This window comes from Actinopolyspora lacussalsi subsp. righensis (assembly GCF_900116555.1).
Lineage (GTDB): Bacteria > Actinomycetota > Actinomycetes > Mycobacteriales > Pseudonocardiaceae > Actinopolyspora > Actinopolyspora lacussalsi.
The window spans coordinates 1-17506 of the sequence record NZ_FPAT01000006.1; the positions used below are offsets into that span (position 1 = coordinate 1).

Here is a 17506-nt window from a genome sequence, read left to right on the forward strand (position 1 = left end):
GCGCTGGACGAACTCTCGGCCGCGCTGCGCGAGTACCGCGACGCTCCCACCGAGGCGGAGACGGACGAGGACGGGCCGCCCACGATCGTGGACCCCGACTCGTGACCGCCCGGAAGAACCGGCCCTACCTCGGCCGACACGGGTTCCGCCCCTGCCGACTACCGGGACACGTGCCCGTGTTGTCCGGCGATCTCGCGGTACCGGGGCCGCACTCGGTGCGGACCCCTGGCGGTTACCGCCATGACGGAGGTACCTGCTCGGTGAGCAACGACGGAGCGACACCCCGCGGGTGGTTCCGCGACCAGACCACTCTTGCTCGCATTCTCGCCGGTCTCCGCGCCCTGTGAGCCACGGCTCGGCACCGTGGAGACCCCGATCTCCGGTGCTGGGCCGTCCGGCCGGTCTATCCCCTTCCCCGTCCGGTCGGGCGGTATCCAGAACTGGGGCTAGTCGCCTCACCCGCCCTGGCTGTCGTCCCCTGCTGATAGGAGAGCTCGTGATGCTCGGCGAGATCCGTGGACAGCTTCAGCAGATCATCGACACCGCGCCCGCAGGCGAGTTACAGGCCATACAGACCACGCTCGACGAGCTACATGGGCAGCTGAACCAGGTGGCCGGGACCAGCACCAACCACGACGTGCGGCAAGCGCTCCAACTTCTCGGGACTGCCCACGAGAAAGCGGGAGAAGCCGTGCAGGCGGCGATGGAGGCAGCCGAGCACGTCCGTTCGTTCTCCGCCGTGCTGTGAGGAGCCCGCCATGTCCCATGTGGAGGAGGTGGGCAACACCCTCGCCGCCATGCTCGGGCGGCTGCCGCCGGAGCAGCTGCACCCGGCAAGGGCCTGGATCGAGGAATACGCCCTACCCACCCTGACCGAGATCGGCCAGGGCAGCACCTCCCCCGAACTGGCCGAGGCCGTGGCGCTGCTCGACCAGGCTCGCGAGCTCATCGACGACGTACTCGCGCTGTCCGACAACACCCGAGGGCACCTGGTGAGCTACCTCGCCACCCTCGGCGTGAACAGCGAGCGACCCCCGCCGAGCCTGCCGCACCCGTCCACCCGTCCCCGTGTCCCCACCGACTCCTCCCGGGATCGCTCGTGGATCGACCAGGTCCGCGAGCGACTGCCCGAGCACACCGGCGGGCAGACCACCGGACTCACCTACGACCAGGACGGCACCGAACTCACCGAAACCAGCGGACGCGAAGAGGTATCCGAGCGCGCCCGGCTGAACCTGCACGATTCCACTTGGTTCAGCACGGACGATCGCGGCGCCCCCGCCGTGTACACCCACGTCGAAACGAAATACGCCCAACGGATGAAAGAACGCGGGCAGACACACGGCGTCATCGTGCTGAACAAGGACATGTGCTCCGGGCAGCGCGGAAACTGCTACCAAGCGGTGCGCGCCATCCTGCCTCGCGGGTCCACACTGGTCGTCTGGGAACCCGGAAAACAGCACCCCGTCACCATCCACGGAGAAGCCAGACCGTGATCACGATCAGCGCGCCCACCGTCGTTACCGCAGTGACCGACAACGGGTGGCACTACGCCCACGAACCAGCGGAAACCGAGCAGCTCATCACACGCGTGCTCGACACACCAGCCCATCACGTCAGTCTGTTCTACGTCTGGGACCGCCCGTGCCGCTCCTGGCGCTCACTCGACGGAGAAGCGTTCCCCGACCACTCTCTACGGGTCGCTGCCGACCCAAAAAGTAGCGTCGCAGCGCTGAGCTACCACTACTATCACCACGAACTGCTGGACTCCTACAACCCCCACACCACCGAGGACACCCCCCCGCTGCTGTTCGACCCCGAAGGCGACCTGTGGTTTCCCGCCTCGGCCTCACTACCCCTTGAGCGAGTTCGCGAAGCCATCACCGAATACTGCCGCACCGGACAACGCCCCACCCGCGTCGAATGGCAACCCGGCCAATGGTACTGAAGTAACCTTCGTAAGGACTACAACGGTGACGCTGTCTCAGGGTTGAGGATCGTGTTCCCCACGCGCACAAAATGTGTACCGCACAGCAGCGGGGCGGCTCCGGAGTATTCCGAAACCGCCCCTGACCTGCGATAATGTGCGCCCGTAGGGATTCGAACCCCAAACCTTCTGATCCGTAGTCAGATGCTCTATCCGTTGAGCTACGGGCGCGTGTTCAGTTGTGGACTCCCACCTGGGTGGGTGCCCCGGCGGAGGCTCCGGGATTCGAACCCGGGAAGGGGGGTTGCCCCTTACCGCATTAGCAGTGCGGCGCCATAGACCAGACTAGGCGAAGCCTCCGGGTAGTTCCTCTCGGCTACTGATGTAAACCATACACACTCCCGCACGCCGAATTACAACGGGGGGTCGTCATTGACCGTCGTCGGTACCGACCCCCCGCCGCCGCACGGCAAACGACCAGCTCAATCGCTGGTCATCTCGATGAAAGGTCGTAGTGACCCGGGGTTCCGCAAGGCGTCCATGCTGACCGCGCTCTCCGGTGCGGCCCCCGCGAGGATCTTCTTGACGGGCACTTCGAGCTTCTTGCCGTTGAGGGTGTGCGGTACCTCACCGATCACGACGAAGCGGTTCGGCACGTGCCGGGGCGAGAGCTCGTTGCGCAACCGCTCCCGCAGTGCCGGTTCCAGCGTCGCCAGTTCGGCGCCCTCCGCCAGCACCAGGAAGCACAGCAGTTCCCCGTCGGTTTCCCCCGCGCCGGAAGTGTCGATGACCAGCGAGTCGGAAACCTCGTCGAAGCCCTCGACCACACGGTAGAACTCCGCCGTGCCCATCCGGATGCCACCGCGGTTGAGGGTGGAGTCGCTGCGCCCGTAGATGACCAGTGAACCCCGCTCGGTGATCCGCACCCAGTCCCCGTGCCGCCAGATGCCGGGATAGGTATCGAAGTAGGCCTCCAACAGCCTGCTGCCGTCCGGGTCGTTCCAGAAGTACACCGGCATGCTCGGCATCGGCTCGGTCAGCACCAGTTCGCCGACCTCGTCGTGCGTCTCGTCCCCGTGCTCGTCGTAGGCGGCCACCGAGGCGCCCAGCATGGGGCAGGAGATCTCGCCCAACCACACCGGCACGTCGGGTGAGGCCCCGACGAAGGCGGTACACAGATCGGTGCCACCGGAGACGCTGGCGATCTGCACGTCGTGCCCGACCTCCTCGGCGATCCAGCCGAACCCGTCGGCGGTCAACGGCGCCCCGGTGGAACCGACGGTCCGCAGCCGGGAGAGGTCGTGGTCCGTGGCCGGACGCAGCCCCCGCTTGCGGCAGGTCTGGATGAACGGGGCGGAGGTCCCGAAGTAGCTCACGCCGTGTCGTGCGGACAGCTCCCACAGCGTGTCCGTACCGGGATGCACGGGACTGCCGTCGAACAGCACGACGGCCGAGCCGGTCAGCAGCCCACCGACCAGGAAGTTCCACATCATCCACCCGGTGGTGGTGAACCAGCAGAACCTGTCCCCCGGCCCCAGGTCGCAGTGCAGCCCGATCGCCTTGAGGTGCTCCAGGACGATCCCGCCGTGCCCGTGCACGATGCCCTTGGGCAGCCCGGTGGTCCCGGAGGAGTAGAGCACCCACAGCGGGTGATCGAACGGCACCGACTCGAAGGAGAGCTCCGCATCGGCGTGTCGTTCCACCATGTCCCGCCAACCGACGGTGTCCGACAGCGACCCCGCACCCGTCACGTAGTCGATCGAGACCGTGGCACCGAGGCCGGGCAGTTGCCGCCGGAGCTCCTCGACGGTCCCGGTGATGTCGAACTCCCTGCCGCCGTAGCGGTATCCGTTGACGGTCAGCAGCACCTTGGGCTCGATCTGCACGAAGCGGTCCGCCACCGCGCGCAGCCCGAAGTCCGGGGAGCAGGAGGACCAGACAGCGCCCAGGCTGGCGGTCGCGAGGAACGCCACCAGGGTCTCGGGGCTGTTCGGCACCAGCGCCGCCACCCGGTCACCGCTGCGGACTCCCAGCTCGACCAGTCCCGCCCTGGCCGCGGCCACTCGCGAGCGCAGCTCACCGAAAGTGATCGTCTCGCCGTGGCCGTCCTCTCGTTCGAAGATCACGGCGGTGCGCGCGTCGTCCTTGCCCGGTCCCACGCACAACGCGTGTTCCGCGTAGTTCAACCGTGCGCCGGGAAACCACTCGGCTCCCGGCATGGTCTCGGCACTCAGCACCCGCTCCGGGGGTTCGTGGAAGGAGACCCCGAAGAACTCGGCCACGGCCGACCAGAACCCGGTCAGGTCCTCGACCGACCAGCGCCAGAGCGCGCGGTAGTCGGGCAGGTCCAGCTCCCGGTGCTGCCGCAGCCAGTCGCGGAACCTGCCGATGCGGGTCTGCCGAACCCACTCGGGTGAGGGTTGCCAGAGCAGCTCGGGTGTGGTGCTTGAAGTCATAACAGCTTCCTAACCCACCACCGCCTTCCGGGGCCACAGGTGACACCCGCGCGGTTCGACCGGAAATTTCCCGCGAATTCGCCGCCCGCGCCGGACGAGTGGCCCGGGAGAGCGGAGCTCCGATCAGCGCAGGTGCAGATCGAGCCAGTTGCGGGCACGTTGCCAGGCCTCCTCGGCGGCCTCCGGATCGGTGTCGAAGCGGTGATCGGCGTTCGGGTAGCGCACCACGTCGGTGGCGGTCTCGGCGGCGGTCGCGGCGGCACGCAGCTTGTCGATCTCTCCGGCGGGCGTTCGGCTGTCCTGCTCGCCGTACAGTCCGAGCCAGGGGCAGCTCAGCTCCCCCGCGATGTCGACCAGCGGCGAGAAGCCCTCCGAAAGCGGTGTGACGATGCCGTCACCACCCACGGTGACAGCCGCTCCCAGCCGCCTGCTGGCGGCCACCATGAGAGCGGCGCTCCCACCGATGTCGAATCCGATGATGCCCTGTCGGTCGCTGGAAACGCCCCGATCGGCCAGCCAGACGAAGGCGGCGTCGGTGTCGGCGAGCACGGACTCGCCGGAGAGCCTGCTCACCTGCTCCGCCACCCGGTGCGGGGTTTCCTCGGTGGGGAGTTCGTCGGTGCCGTCCCGGTGGTACAGGTGCGGCGCCACCGTGAGCCAGCCCTCCTCGGCGAGCGCCGCGACCAGGACTCTCGTGTAGTCCGTCACTCCTCGTGCCTCGTGCAGGACCACGACGCCACCTCGAACCACGTTGTCCGGTTCGGCGACCGTCAGTCTGAGTCGGGTGTCATTGGTGAGCGCGATCGTCTCGGTCCTGGTTTGGATCATACGCGCAGATAACCACGCGAGGGTGAACTCCCGTCAACGTGCTGTGACGGAAAAGAACCGTGCGAATGTCGACATTACTTCGGAGGACTCATCCCATCATTGCTCTTTCCGGAGTAGAGACGAAGGGACGAATCGACCGAAGGTCCTGCCGCGAGCACGCGGCGGGATACTGTCGCACCGCGGCCCGTACGAGCCGCCACGAGCAGAGCTAGGAGTGGTCAATGAGCGTGCGCATCCGTTCCGACCTCGAGAAACTGCCCGCCTACGTCGCGGGCAGGACGGTGCCGGGTTCGGTCAAGTTGGCGAGCAACGAGGTCTCCGCCGGACCACTGCCGAGTGTGGTGGAGGCCATCACACGAGCGGCGCACGACGTGCACCGCTACCCCGACATGGCCGCGACCGAACTCGTGGAAACGTTGGCCGACCGGCTGGCGGTCACCACCGACCGCATCGCGGTGGGCTGTGGTTCGGTGGCGCTGTGCCAGCAGATCGTGCAGGCCACCTGCGAGCCCGGCGACGAGGTCGTCTTCCCGTGGCGTTCGTTCGAGGCCTACCCGATCCTCGCCCGCGTCGCGGGCGCCGAGGAGGTTCGCGTTCCGCTCACCCCGGAACACGAGCTGGACCTGGCAGGGCTGCTGGCCGCGATCACCCCCGCTACCCGGGTGGTCTTCGTCTGCACTCCCAACAACCCGACGGGGACCTCGCTGCGCCGGGAGGACCTGGAGGACTTCCTGCGGCGCGTTCCCCCGGAAGTAGTGGTGGTGCTGGACGAGGCGTACCGGGAGTTCGTGACCGATCCCGAAGCGCCGGACGGCGTGGAACTCACTCGACAGCGGGACAACGTGGTGTCGCTGCGGACCTTCTCCAAGGCGTACGGCCTGGCGGGGCTGCGCGTGGGCTACGCGGTGGGCGCCCCCGAGATCATCACGGCGTTGCGCAAGGTCTACATCCCGTTCAGCGTGAGCGCGGTCGCCCAGCGAGCGGCGGTGGCCTCGCTGAGCGCGAGCACGGAACTGGAGCGGCGCTGCGCCGAGATAGCCACCGAGCGAACCCGCGTACGCGAAGCGCTGCTCGAACTCGGCTACGAGGTTCCCGCCAGCCAGGCGAACTTCGTGTGGCTGCCGCTCGGGGAACGCAGCGCGGCCTTCGACGCGCACTGCGCGGAGAACCGGGTGGTGGTGCGTGCCTTCGCCGGAGACGGCGTGCGCATCACCATCGGTGCTCCCGAGGAGAACGACGCGCTGCTCAAGGCCGCGGCCTCGTTCCGGGGATGACCTCGGACGGCCTGGGGCGTCCTCCCGACGAAACGGACCCCGTACCGCTCCCCTCGGACCGGTCGCTCCACTGCGGAGGCGACAGCCCTTCGGGAACGAGTACGGGGTCCCGTTCGGTGACCGTCAGCCGGTGACGGCGGCGTGCCCCTCGTGGCTCACCGGAGTGGGAGCGGCGGGCATCTCCTCCTTCGGCTCGCCCGGCTTCTCCGGGTTGTCGGGCTTCTCGGGTTCCTTGGGCTCCTCCGGCTTCTCGGGTTCCTTGGGCTCCTCCGGCTCCTCGGGCTCCTCGGGCTCCTCGGGTTCCTTGGGCTCCTCCGGCTCCTCGGGCCCCTCGTCGCCGGTCTTGGGGTGATCGACCACCGGCGCGTTGACGCACTCGGAGGACTGGCTCGAAAGGACGTTGGCTACGACCCCCAGCACGGCGACGTTGTTACCGCAGAGCTGGACCGGCAGCACACTGGCGTTGTTGTCGTTGCCGACGTTGATGCCGTCGTTGTCGACACTGTCCGCCAGAGCCGGAGTGCCCGCGATCAGCAGACCCGCCGTCGCGGCCACGCTTCCCGCGAAGTATGTCTTCTTGGCCACTGTCACACTTCCTTCGTCGAATACCTGCGGATTTCGCACGGTGAGCCGGCGAAAACGCCTCACCGTCCGCCCACTCAGCGCAGCCGGACAAGCGTCCCCAACGGCAGCGACCGCAGTAACCGCAGCGCATCACCGGGCACTCGGACACACCCGTCGCTACTCGCCGTACCGAAGACCTCGGACTCCGGCCAGCCGTGCAACGCGACGGTTCCGGGACCACCGCCGTACGTGGTGTAGGTCTCGGAGTGGGTCCCGAGCGGCAGAATGATCGGGCTGAAATCGCTGACCGTCTCCCGGATGGAGGCGAGAATGAAAGTGCGCCCCCTCGGTGTCGGCGTATCCACGGAACCGACCCCGACGCTCCAGGAACCGAGTTCCCGACCATTTTCGAGCACCACCAGCCGGCGGTTCCCCACGTCGACATCCACGACGTACGGGGAGTGCGCTTTGTGCACTTTCTCGGTTCCCAACCGAACCCAACCGGTCGAACCGTTCGGGCGCGAAGGCAACAGAACTCGTGCCCAGCCATCGCGTTCGGCGACTATCGGAACCCAGGTCGGCGATTCGAACTGGGTAGCGGGTAGTCGCGCGACCGCTTCACCACCCACGGAATCGTGTACCGCGATGTCCCGCTTCACACGCAGCACCACACCGTCGGTACCGGAGCGCGGTGCCGGATCGGAAGGGGCGTCGGACGTGGTTCCGAAAGTGGTCGCGTCCGGAAGCGTGGAGAGATCCACCTTCGCACGCCGGGTCGACGACGGGGTCTCGTCGGCCTGACGCGACTCGGACGTGGCCGCCGAACAGCCGGTGACCAACACGGCCAGCAGGACACCGAGCGCCACGACGGCGCGACGGGACCGGGGTGTCCCGCCGCCCGCGTAACGGAACTCGACTCCCGAGAACTCCATTGCGAACGTCCTTGCGGCCGTGGCTGCCTTCGCTGTGCGCACCGATCCCCTCGGGGGCCGTCTCACCGACCCCGCGAGTACGATCAGCGGCGGAACCGACTCGACTGCACGGTCGGATTCCGAGCGAACGCTAACCGATCACCGCTGTATAGCAATCGCCAGGCAGCTGGTCACGCATTACGGGAAATTCCCGACAAAAAGCCGATCACCTGGTGAAACGATCGATCGAGTCGACCTCGGAAGTCGTTAAGCGAATAATTTTTCACTTCGGCTCGATTGAATTTTCACTCGAAAGAGCGAAGTCAACTATTGATTGAAAGCGTTTCCCACACGGTTGTCGAAAGTTGATCACAATGTGGGTGGCGGTACGCACGGCCGGAGCGATGTCCGTTCGACGAAGCTCACCACACCGCCGCGACCGTGCTATCGAACTGGGCGTCCCGGATCGCACAGCGATGGGGTCACGGGGTGGTCCAACGCAGCTCTCACACAGCGCTATCAGCACGTGACCGGACGCGTGCTGGGAACCGTTGCCGACAAGATCGGACACCATCCGTGGGAACCGCACGAGGCCTCCGACTACCCCTTCGATGAGGGCAACTGAGACGGAGCCGAACGAAGCCCGGCGGAACGTCCGTCCACCGGGCTTCGTCGCCCCTGCTCACACCGGCGGAAGCGGGGGGATTCGAACCCCCGGGCCCTCTCGGACCGCTCGCTTTCAAGGCGAGTGCATTAGGCCGCTCTGCCACGCTTCCGCGCAGTAGGGTAGCCCTCGACACTCACCACGCCAACAGGGGGCCGCCGACAAGAGGCCGCTCACAGGGGCCTCCACAGGCGAAAGTTGACCTCGATCACGGATCGGCGGCGTACAATCACGGCAGTAACCCAGCTGCCGCACGGGTTTCCGGTGCCGCGTGGCCCGCACGAGTGGCGTGGGAGCACCACAGAGGGAACAACCGAGACGACGAGTTCCTGCCAGGGGGACGGGTGACTGCTGCTGTCGAAGTGGCGGATCTGGTCAAGCACTACCCCAAGAGCACCCGCAACGCGGTGGACGGGCTGAGCTTCCGGGTCCGGCACGGTGAGATCTTCGGACTGCTGGGACCGAACGGTGCGGGCAAAACCACGACGGTGGGGATTCTGACCACCCGGATCGTGCTCAACGGTGGGAGCGCCACGATCGGTGGGGTCGACGTGGCCCGTGATCCCGTGGCCGCCAGGAGCAAGGTCGCCGTGGTGCCGCAACGGGTCAATCTCGACAGGTCGCTCAACGCCAGGCAGAACCTGCTGTTCCACGCCTCGTACCACGGAATCGGTCGCTCCGAGCGGCACGCGCTGGCCACCCGACTCATGGAACGGATGGGGCTGGCCGACAAGTCCAAGGCACGCATCGACGACCTCTCCGGCGGTCAGGCACAGCGGCTGATGATCGCCAGGGCGCTGATCCACCGGCCCGAGGTGCTGTTCCTGGACGAACCGTCCACCGGACTGGATCCACAGGCGAGGCTGTTCGTGCACGACCGCGTCAACGATCTGCGTTCCGAGGGAGTGACCGTCGTGCTGACCACGCACGACATGGAAGAGGCCGAAAAGCTCTCCGACCGGGTGGGTGTGGTCGATCACGGCAGGATGCTCACCGTGGACACCCCCACCGCGCTGATCAGGTCGCTGCCGGGCAGCGGAACCATCGACGCGCGGCTCCGTCCGAACGGTTTCGACAGGGACAAGGTCACCGGCCTGCTGTCCGACATTCCCGGGGTGCGGCGGGTCGAGGCCCCGGGCGGTTCGACCGCCCTCGAAGGGGTCTCCCCGGAAACCGAGCTGCGCCTCTACGTCGACGGTGAGCCCGGTTCGCTGCTCGGTCCGATCGCCGCGAAGCTGCACGACAACGACATCACGGTCAGTGACCTCTCACTCGGCTCGGCGAGCCTGGAGGACGTCTTCATCGAACTGACCGGCAGGGACCTGCGATGACCGGCACCGCGCAGAGTTCGATACGCGCGTTCTGGGCCGTGCTCGGCAGGGACGTGTTCGTCACCGGACGCGAGATGCCCAGTTTCCTCGCGCAGGTGCTGGTGCAGCCGGTGGCGCTGTTGTTCATCTTCGGCAAGGTGCTGGGCCAACTCGGCTACACCCAACCCGGCTACGCCCAGATCCTGCTGCCGGGGATGATCGCGCTCAACGCGTTCCTGGTGGCACTGCAGAACACCTCGTTCCCACTGGTGCTGGACTTCTCGTTCTCCCGCGAGATCGAGGACAGGCTGCTCGCCCCGCTGCCGATCACCTGGGTGGCCGTGGAGAAGATGCTCTTCGGCGCGCTTCGCGGGCTGTTCGCGGCACTTCTGATGTTCCCGATCGGGCTGCTGATGCTGGGAAACGTCGCGTGGGACCTGTCCGGCCTGCCGTTCGCGGTGCTGTGCATGGTGCTCGGCTCGCTGGTGGGCGGCGCGGTGGGGCTCACCGTGGGGGCGGCGGTACCACCCCGGCGGATCAACATCATGTTCGCCGTGATCCTGGCCCCGCTGATCTTCACCGGCGCGAGCCAGTTCCCCTGGGCGCAGCTCGACCAGCTCCGCTGGTTCCAGGTCGTCTGCGCGTTCAACCCGTTGACCTACGTGAGCGAGGGGATGCGTGGCGCGCTGCTGCCGGACGTGCCGCACATGGCGCCCTGGGTGTGCCTGCTGGCCCTGCTGGGAGCTTGTGTGATCTTCGGTGCGCTGGGGATCAAGTTCTTCCTGCGCCGCGCCCTGGACTAGCGGAGGCTCGGCGGCTCGGTTCGCTTGGCAGTGCCGGTAGCGGAACCTCTGGCACGGCTCTCGCTGCGGGGAGGCCCGACATCGGGTAGTTACTACACAACGTCGGGCCTTCCTCGCGAGAGCCGCACCGGAGAACCCGCTGCGGTGCCGACTGCGAGGGTGGTCGGAGTTCGGCCTGGAGAGCGCTCGGAGTTCGGCACTCGCCGGTACCATCTGCCCGGCAATTTTTGGGAAATCGCCGCCGCACGGAAACGGCCGGGGCGCCGCGAGGACGCCCCGGCCGTCGATTCGCCGGTCGAGCGACCGCGTTGTGAACCGATCCCTACGGCAACCGGGTCACTTCAGCGGAAGGCAGCCGGGTCACTTCAGCGGGAGCTGACAGGTGTGACCGTGCGAGTCGGCGTTCGACGCGAGGCTCATGGGCTGCGCCATCGCCATGCTGCGCAGCCGGGCACGTTCGGCCCTGCTCCGCATCCCGTTGACGTCCTCGGTCGTCTGCCCGTAGTGCTGGACCACTCCGGCCAGTGCCCTGGTGTTGCGGATCAGGGCGGTGCGGTCGACGTTGCCGAGGTCGTCATCGGCCTTGTGGTAGTTCGGGTCGTAGGCGACGCCGGCTTCGCCGCCCCACTTGGCCGCCTGGGCCTCGGTCTTGACGCCCCCGGCGCCGGTGAACAGTCCGCCCGCCGGGATGCCCACGGCGATGAACTGCCCGTAGTCCGACCGGCCGTTGAAGTCGGTTCCCTCGACCTCGATGCCCTGGCGCTGCATAGCCTCGGTGAAGTCCTGCTCGATCTGCGCCGAGCCGTACGGCCCGGGACCGGCGCCCACGCCGTCCGAATCGTCACCGTCGTAGGTGAAGTAACCGGCGTTCGGCGATCCGATCATGTCGAAGTTCAGGTACATCGCGATGTCGAGCTGCTGCTCGAAGCTCAGCCCGTTGACGTACTTCGTGGAACCGATCAGGCCGGACTCCTCGGCGCCCCACCAGGCGAACCGCACCGCGTTGTTGACGTCGGGGCTGCCGCCCATCTCCAGGGCCGTTTCCAGCAGTCCGGCGCTACCGGTGCCGTTGTCGTTGATGCCCGGCCCCGCGTCCGCGCTGTCGAGGTGGGCGCCTGCCATCACGACGTTGTCCTTGCGACCGGTGCGGGTCTCGGCGACCACGTTCTCGCTGGTGATCTCGTCGAAGGTGGCGTCGAGGTTCAACGTGGCGCTCTCGCCGGCCTTGGCGACCAGGTCGGCACCGAGGGCCTTGCCGACCGAGGCTGTGGGGATCACGCCCGCGTCGGCACCGCCCAGGGTGCCGTTGAGCTCTCCCTCGACGTTGTTGTAGATGATCGCGGCGTCGGCGCCCTGCTCGGCGGCGAGCCGCTGCTTCTTGGCGAAGGTGCAGGCACCGCGCTTGACGAGCGTGATGGTGCCGGCAACGTCCGTGCCCTGGTAATCGGCCGCCTGGCAACCGGTGGAGTCGTCCACCGGCGTGACCGACAGCGGTGCCTGGACTCCGCCGTCGGGCGTGGCGGGCGAGTACTCCATCGCACCGACTTCCTCGACCGGCGAGCCCGCGGCGCTCAGGGAGACCGAATCGAGGCGGTACTTGGTGTATTCGAAGTCGGGAGTGGACACTTCGTAGCCCGCGCTCCGGAGTTTGCCCGCGACATAATCCACGCTGGCCTGATATCCGGGCGTTCCGGAAGCACGTGTGCCGTCGTTGCGATCGGCGATCCGCTGGAATGCCACGAGGTGCCGATTCACGTCGTTGACATTGAATCCGGGCTCCGCCGCCGGAGTCGCCGCAGCGGGAACCGCCGTGAAAGCGGCGGTCGCGCCGGTGGCGAGCAGCGCGGCGACGAAGCGTCCTGATCGGACGTTGTGCACTGTCATCTTGCTCCCCGTATCGGGTGAATACGTGCCGGCCAAGAGTTCATAAAACTCCCCGGTAAAGTCAAGACGCCATGGCGGTGGAACGGATGGTCGAGATACCGAAATTTCTCCGTTCACGCGGCCCAGCGGCACGCACGAAGACATTTCCCGTTTTTCCCGAACAACCCTCACTGCCGCTTTCGAGAATTCCACCTTCCCACCACCGGAACAAACCGACACACCGAGACCGAAAGGCACTCATCGCGTCCGGGAGGCGTGGCGGCGCTACGGTCGGGAGCATGCACGCGATCACCATCCGCGAAGCGGGCGAACCCGATGTCCTGGAGTGGCGCGAGGTCCCCGCGCCCGAGCCCGGCCCCGGAGAGGTGGCCGTCGACGTGACCGCCGCCGGGGTCAACCGGGCCGATCTGGCACAGCGCCAGGGCTCCTACCCGCCGCCCGAGGGCGCCAGTGAGCTGCTCGGGTTGGAGTGCTCGGGCACCGTGGTCGAGTCCGGCCCCGGGGTCACCGGCTGGCGGCCCGGTGACCGGGTGTGTGCCCTGCTGTCGGGCGGGGGCTACGCCGAACGGGTGGTGGTGCCCGCCACCCAACTGCTGCCGATACCTCCGGGGGTCGACCAGGTGGACGCGGCCGGACTGCCGGAAGTCACCTGCACGGTGTGGTCCAACATCGTGCACGAGGCCGGGTTGGAACCGGAACAGCTACTGCTGGTGCACGGCGGCTCGGGTGGCATCGGTACCTGCGCGATACAGCTCGGCCGCGCGCTGGGCGCGCAGGTGGTCGCCACCGCGGGCAGCGAGGACGGGCTGCGGCTGTGCGAGGAGCTCGGGGCCAGTCCGGCGGTGAACTACCGCGAGGGGGACTTCGTCGCCGAGGTCAAGCGGCTCGGCGGAGCGAACGTGATCCTGGACAACATGGGCGGCTCGTACCTGGACCGCAACCTCAGCGCGCTCGCCACCGACGGGCACCTGGCCGTGATCGGGATGCAGGGTGGCCGCAAGGCCGAACTCGACCTGGGAAAGATGCTGGTCAAGCGGCTGCGCATGTCGACGTTGGGGCTGCGTGGCAGGCCGCTGGAGGGCCCCCACGGCAAGGCCGGGATCGTACACGACGTACGGCAGTGGGTGTGGCCGATGATCGAGCGGGGCGAGGTCCGCCCGGTCGTGTGGCACCGGCTCCCGATGCGGGAGGCGGCACGCGCGCACGAACTCATGGCGGCCGGCGGGGTGCACGGCAAGATCCTGCTCACGACCGACCGAGCGGAGTGACCACCGGGCGGAGTGACCGGAACTCGGGTGCCGGGCAGGCGGGCCCCGAGTTCTCCCGGCGTCACCACCCGGCATCACGGGCGAGTTCCGCCGCCCTGGAGTCACACAACCGGCACACCGGTTCGCGTTCCGTGTGGCACACGCGGCACCATTGAAGGATGAACGGCAGGGACATCGAACCGGGACGAATGTTCGTGGTCGGCGACGAGAACACTCCGGTGGGGGCCTCGGTCACTCCGAACCAGCCACTCGGCGACAACGGCACCGAAGAGGACGCCGAGTCCACGACCGAGAACGGTGATCAAAATCTCGGCGAGCTCGTGGAGCAGCCGACCAAGGTCATGCGAATCGGGACGATGATCAAACAGCTGTTGGAGGAGGTGCGCTCCGCTCCGCTGGACGAGGCCAGCCGGTTCCGGCTGAAGGAGATCCACCGGTCCTCCGTCAAGGAACTGGAGCAGGGACTCGCACCGGAGCTGATCCAGGAGCTGGAACGCCTGTCGCTGCCTTTCACCAGGGAGGAAACCCCTTCGGAGGCGGAGCTGCGGATCGCACAGGCCCAGCTGGTGGGCTGGCTCGAAGGGCTGTTCCACGGACTGCAGACCGCGCTCTACGCCCAACAGCTCGCCGCCCGCGATCAACTGGAGAAGATGCGGCAGGGCGCGCTGCCCGTGGGAGAGACCGACGGCGGCGGGGAACACGATCACCGGAGCGGGTCGTCACACGGGCAGTACCTCTGAACCCCGCCCAGCGGGCCGTGCCACCCGTCTGACGGAGTCGTGCGCTGCATCGATCGAGCGAGGATCAGATCCCCCGTTCGAGCGATCCCGAAACGGACCAACCTAACCAAGGGGACAATGCTCCCCGGGGCGACTCCCACCGCAACAGCGCGTGCCCCGGTCGGTACGCTGCACAGCGTGCAGGCGACCAGCACGACAGACCAAACCGAAGCGCCCGCGGCAGCGCCCATCACGGCGCGCTCCCGCAGCTGGCGCAGGGTGTTCGACGACATCAGCAGGGCGGCACAGCAGCGACAGCTCTGGGCCCATCTGGGGTGGCAGGACGTCAAGCAGCGTTATCGCCGCTCCGTCCTGGGCCCGCTGTGGATCACCATCAGCATGGGCGTCACGGCCACCGGACTGGGGCTGCTGTACTCGACCATCTTCGGCATGGAAGCCGGCGAGTACGTGCCGTACATGACGGTGGGCTTCATCATCTGGTACTTCATCTCCGGATGCCTGACCTCGGGTACGGACGTGTTCATCCAGAACGAGGGGATGATCAAGCAGCTACCCGCGCCGATCAGCATCTACGTCTTCCGGACGGTGTGGCGCGAGTTCCTGCTCTTCTTGCACAACCTGGTCATATATTTCGCGATTCTGGCGATTTTCCAGCCCGAGCTGTCGTGGACCGTCTTCAGCGTGTTCCCCGCGCTGCTGCTGCTACTGGTCAACGCGGGCTGGGTCGTATTGCTGTTCGGGATCGTCAGCACCCGGTTCCGCGACATCCCGCCGGTGGTCAGCAGCTTCATGCAGCTGCTGTTCTTCATGTCGCCGATCGTCTGGCCCATGTCGGCGCTGGAGGAGAACGCGGGCCCGCGCGCCTGGCTGGCCCAGATAAATCCCATCTACCATTACGTCGACATCGTTCGTTCGCCGCTGCTGGGCAGCAACCAGGACATGTACCACTGGCTGATCGTGCTGGCCATCACAGTGGGCGGCTGGGGCCTGGCACTGCTGATGATGCGCAACTACCGGGCCCGCGTTTCCTACTGGGTCTAGAAGGAGGTCGACGAACCGTGGTCAGTATCGACGTGTGGAACGCAGCGGTTGACTTCCCGATCTTCGACGCGAAGTCGCGCTCGATGAAGAAGGCCATGCTCGGCAAGACCGGGGGCAAGATCGGCACCGACACCAAGGTCCCGATCATCGAGGCGCTGCGCGACATCGACCTCTCGCTGCGGCACGGCGACCGGGTCGCCCTGGTCGGCCACAACGGCGCGGGCAAGTCCACCCTGCTGCGACTGCTGTCCGGCATCTACGAACCGACGCGGGGCAGCTCGCGCGTGGAGGGCAAGGTCGCCCCGGTCTTCGACCTCGGCGTGGGGATGGACCCGGAGATCTCCGGGCACGAGAACATCATCATCCGGGGTCTGTTCCTGGGCATGAGCCGCAAGCAGATGGAGCAGCGGATCGACGACATCGCCGAGTTCACCGAACTCGGGAACTACCTGTCGATGCCGCTGCGCACCTACTCCACCGGTATGCGGGTCCGGCTCGCGCTGGGCGTGGTCACCTCCATCGACCCCGAGATCCTGGTGCTCGACGAGGGCATCGGCGCGGTCGACGCCGACTTCCTGGAGAAGGCCAAGGGCAGGCTCAACGAGCTGGTCAAGCGTTCCGGGATGCTGGTGTTCGCCTCGCACTCCGACGAGTTCCTCGCCGAGCTGTGCAGCACGGCGATCTGGATGGAGAAGGGCCAGATCAAGGAGCACGGCCCACTGCGCGAGGTGCTCACGCACTACAAGGGCAAGGACCCCTTCGAGAACCTCAGCCCGCGGGCGAAGGCCCGGATGCAGGAGGACCAGGCGGGTTCGACCGCGACCATCGGAAGCGGCGAGGGCTGATGACGGCATCCGAACAATCCGCACCGCTGCCGGCGGACTCGGTGGTGACCGTGATCGTCACCCGGCACCGCCCGGAGCTGCTCGCCGAGTCGCTGAAGGTGATCGGCAGCCAGACACGGCCGCCGGACCACCTGGTGGTGGTCGACAACGGCCCCGACCAACCCGTCGCCGAGGTGGTCGCCGAGTGCCCCATCCCCACGACCTATCTGCCCTCCCGGCGGAACCTGGGCGGCGCGGGCGGGTTCGCGCTGGGCATGATGCACGCGCTCTCGCTGGGCGCGGAGTGGATCTGGCTCGGTGACGACGACGGCCGCCCCGCCGACGAGCACGCGCTGCGCACCCTGCTGGAAGAGGCGGAAACGCGCGGTCTCGCCGCCGTCTCACCGGTCGTGGTCGACATCGACAGCCCGGACACCCTCGCCTTCCCGCTGCGGCGTGGCCTGACGTGGAAACGCCGCCCCGAGGAACTGCGCGGCACCGGTTCCGAGCACGACTTCCTGCCCGGCATCGCCTCGCTGTTCAACGGCGCACTGTTCCGGGCCGGAACGCTGGACGTGGTCGGAGTTCCCGATTACCGGTTGTTCTTCCGCGGCGACGAGGTGGAAATACACCGCCGGATCGTGCGGTCCGGACTGCCGTTCGGGACCACACTGCGTACTCGATTCCTGCATCCCAACGGCTCGGGAGAATTCAAACCGATGCTGGGTGGGAAGTTTCACGCGCAGGATCCGGAGGATTCCACCAAGCGCTACTACACCTACCGAAACCGCGGTTACCTGCTCGCCCAGCCGGGCATGCGCGGAATCGGGATGCTCGAAGTGGCTCGTTTCGGGCTCTACTTCGTGTGGCAGCGCCGGAGCCCGAAGGATTTCCTGGAATGGCTCCGGCTGCTGCGCCTGGGCAGACGCGAGCGTTTCTTCCGCAGGTAAAGCCGGGCGGTCCACAGCGGACCCGCCCGGCACGCCGGACCGGTCCGACCGCCACGCGGCCG

General features: G+C 67.3%; 16 protein-coding genes and 3 tRNA genes. 11 read left to right on the forward strand and 8 right to left on the reverse strand.

Annotation, left to right across the window (positions count from 1 at the left end):
• Positions 1-499 precede the first annotated feature (499 nt).
• From BM394_RS12175 to BM394_RS12185, 3 genes are read left to right on the forward strand one after another with little or no spacing between them, the layout of a single operon-like run.
• Entirely contained in the window at positions 500-748 is a 249-nt protein-coding gene (locus BM394_RS12175; protein WP_092978246.1) for a hypothetical protein, read from the forward strand.
• A 10-nt stretch (positions 749-758) separates the two neighbouring features.
• Positions 759-1496: a DddA-like double-stranded DNA deaminase toxin gene (locus BM394_RS12180; RefSeq protein ID WP_092977902.1), complete on the forward strand. Its 738-nt coding sequence runs from the start codon at positions 759-761 to the stop codon at positions 1494-1496.
• Positions 1493-1948: an Imm1 family immunity protein gene (locus tag BM394_RS12185; protein WP_092977904.1), complete on the forward strand. Its 456-nt coding sequence runs from the start codon at positions 1493-1495 to the stop codon at positions 1946-1948. Before BM394_RS12180 ends, BM394_RS12185 begins: the two co-directional genes overlap by 4 nt.
• A 137-nt stretch (positions 1949-2085) precedes the next feature.
• On the opposite strand, the gene BM394_RS12190 is transcribed toward BM394_RS12185, so the two are convergent.
• The 4 genes from BM394_RS12190 to BM394_RS12205 form a co-directional block, all read right to left on the reverse strand.
• Positions 2086-2158, reverse strand: a tRNA-Arg gene (locus BM394_RS12190).
• A 39-nt stretch (positions 2159-2197) separates the two neighbouring features.
• A tRNA-Ser gene (locus tag BM394_RS12195) sits at positions 2198-2287 on the reverse strand.
• 122 nt (positions 2288-2409) lie between these two features.
• Positions 2410-4383: an acetoacetate--CoA ligase gene (locus tag BM394_RS12200; protein ID WP_092977906.1), complete on the reverse strand. Its 1974-nt coding sequence runs from the start codon at positions 4381-4383 to the stop codon at positions 2410-2412.
• 123 nt (positions 4384-4506) lie between these two features.
• Positions 4507-5211 (reverse strand): dienelactone hydrolase family protein, encoded by a 705-nt coding sequence (locus BM394_RS12205; protein WP_092977908.1) that lies wholly within the window; start codon positions 5209-5211, stop codon positions 4507-4509.
• A gap of 221 nt (positions 5212-5432) precedes the next feature.
• Here BM394_RS12205 and hisC point away from each other — a divergent pair, with 221 nt between their 5' ends.
• Complete coding sequence (hisC, locus tag BM394_RS12210; protein ID WP_092977910.1) at positions 5433-6485, forward strand: histidinol-phosphate transaminase; 1053 nt, start codon at positions 5433-5435, stop codon at positions 6483-6485.
• A gap of 123 nt (positions 6486-6608) precedes the next feature.
• Here hisC and BM394_RS23020 read toward each other — a convergent pair whose 3' ends face one another.
• The 3 genes from BM394_RS23020 to BM394_RS12235 form a co-directional block, all read right to left on the reverse strand.
• Entirely contained in the window at positions 6609-7070 is a 462-nt protein-coding gene (locus BM394_RS23020; RefSeq protein ID WP_245780143.1) for a hypothetical protein, read from the reverse strand.
• Positions 7071-7144: 74 nt separating this feature from the next.
• Complete coding sequence (locus BM394_RS12225) at positions 7145-7981, reverse strand: L,D-transpeptidase (RefSeq protein ID WP_092977912.1); 837 nt, start codon at positions 7979-7981, stop codon at positions 7145-7147.
• 670 nt (positions 7982-8651) lie between these two features.
• Positions 8652-8736 (reverse strand) — tRNA-Ser (locus tag BM394_RS12235).
• 232 nt (positions 8737-8968) lie between these two features.
• Between BM394_RS12235 and BM394_RS12240 the strand changes: the two genes are divergently transcribed.
• Together BM394_RS12240 and BM394_RS12245 are read left to right on the forward strand one after the other, a co-directional pair.
• Entirely contained in the window at positions 8969-9955 is a 987-nt protein-coding gene (locus BM394_RS12240) for an ABC transporter ATP-binding protein (RefSeq protein ID WP_092977916.1), read from the forward strand.
• Positions 9952-10737 carry an ABC transporter permease gene (locus BM394_RS12245; protein ID WP_092977918.1) on the forward strand — a complete coding sequence of 262 codons (786 nt, stop codon included), beginning with the start codon at positions 9952-9954 and terminating at the stop codon, positions 10735-10737. The genes BM394_RS12240 and BM394_RS12245 overlap by 4 nt, the downstream gene beginning before the upstream one ends.
• 360 nt (positions 10738-11097) lie before the next feature.
• On the opposite strand, the gene BM394_RS12250 is transcribed toward BM394_RS12245, so the two are convergent.
• The gene (locus tag BM394_RS12250; RefSeq protein ID WP_175530077.1) at positions 11098-12621 is read right to left on the reverse strand and encodes a M28 family metallopeptidase; all 1524 of its coding nucleotides are present in this window, start codon (positions 12619-12621) and stop codon (positions 11098-11100) included.
• A 278-nt stretch (positions 12622-12899) separates the two neighbouring features.
• Here BM394_RS12250 and BM394_RS12255 point away from each other — a divergent pair, with 278 nt between their 5' ends.
• The 5 genes from BM394_RS12255 (at position 12900) to glfT1 (ending at position 17444) form a co-directional block, all read left to right on the forward strand.
• The gene (locus tag BM394_RS12255) at positions 12900-13889 is read left to right on the forward strand and encodes an NAD(P)H-quinone oxidoreductase (protein WP_092977920.1); all 990 of its coding nucleotides are present in this window, start codon (positions 12900-12902) and stop codon (positions 13887-13889) included.
• Between the two features lie 158 nt (positions 13890-14047).
• Positions 14048-14629, forward strand: coding sequence for a bacterial proteasome activator family protein (locus tag BM394_RS12260; RefSeq protein ID WP_175530078.1), 582 nt, complete (start codon positions 14048-14050; stop codon positions 14627-14629).
• A gap of 177 nt (positions 14630-14806) precedes the next feature.
• Positions 14807-15670 carry a galactan export ABC transporter permease subunit Wzm/RfbD gene (wzm, locus tag BM394_RS12265; protein WP_217643474.1) on the forward strand — a complete coding sequence of 288 codons (864 nt, stop codon included), beginning with the start codon at positions 14807-14809 and terminating at the stop codon, positions 15668-15670.
• A gap of 83 nt (positions 15671-15753) precedes the next feature.
• Positions 15754-16515 carry a galactan export ABC transporter ATP-binding subunit Wzt/RfbE gene (wzt, locus tag BM394_RS12270; protein WP_456242818.1) on the forward strand — a complete coding sequence of 254 codons (762 nt, stop codon included), beginning with the start codon at positions 15754-15756 and terminating at the stop codon, positions 16513-16515.
• Complete coding sequence (gene glfT1, locus BM394_RS12275) at positions 16515-17444, forward strand: galactofuranosyltransferase GlfT1 (protein WP_092977926.1); 930 nt, start codon at positions 16515-16517, stop codon at positions 17442-17444. The genes wzt and glfT1 overlap by 1 nt, the downstream gene beginning before the upstream one ends.
• Positions 17445-17506: the final 62 nt, after the last annotated feature.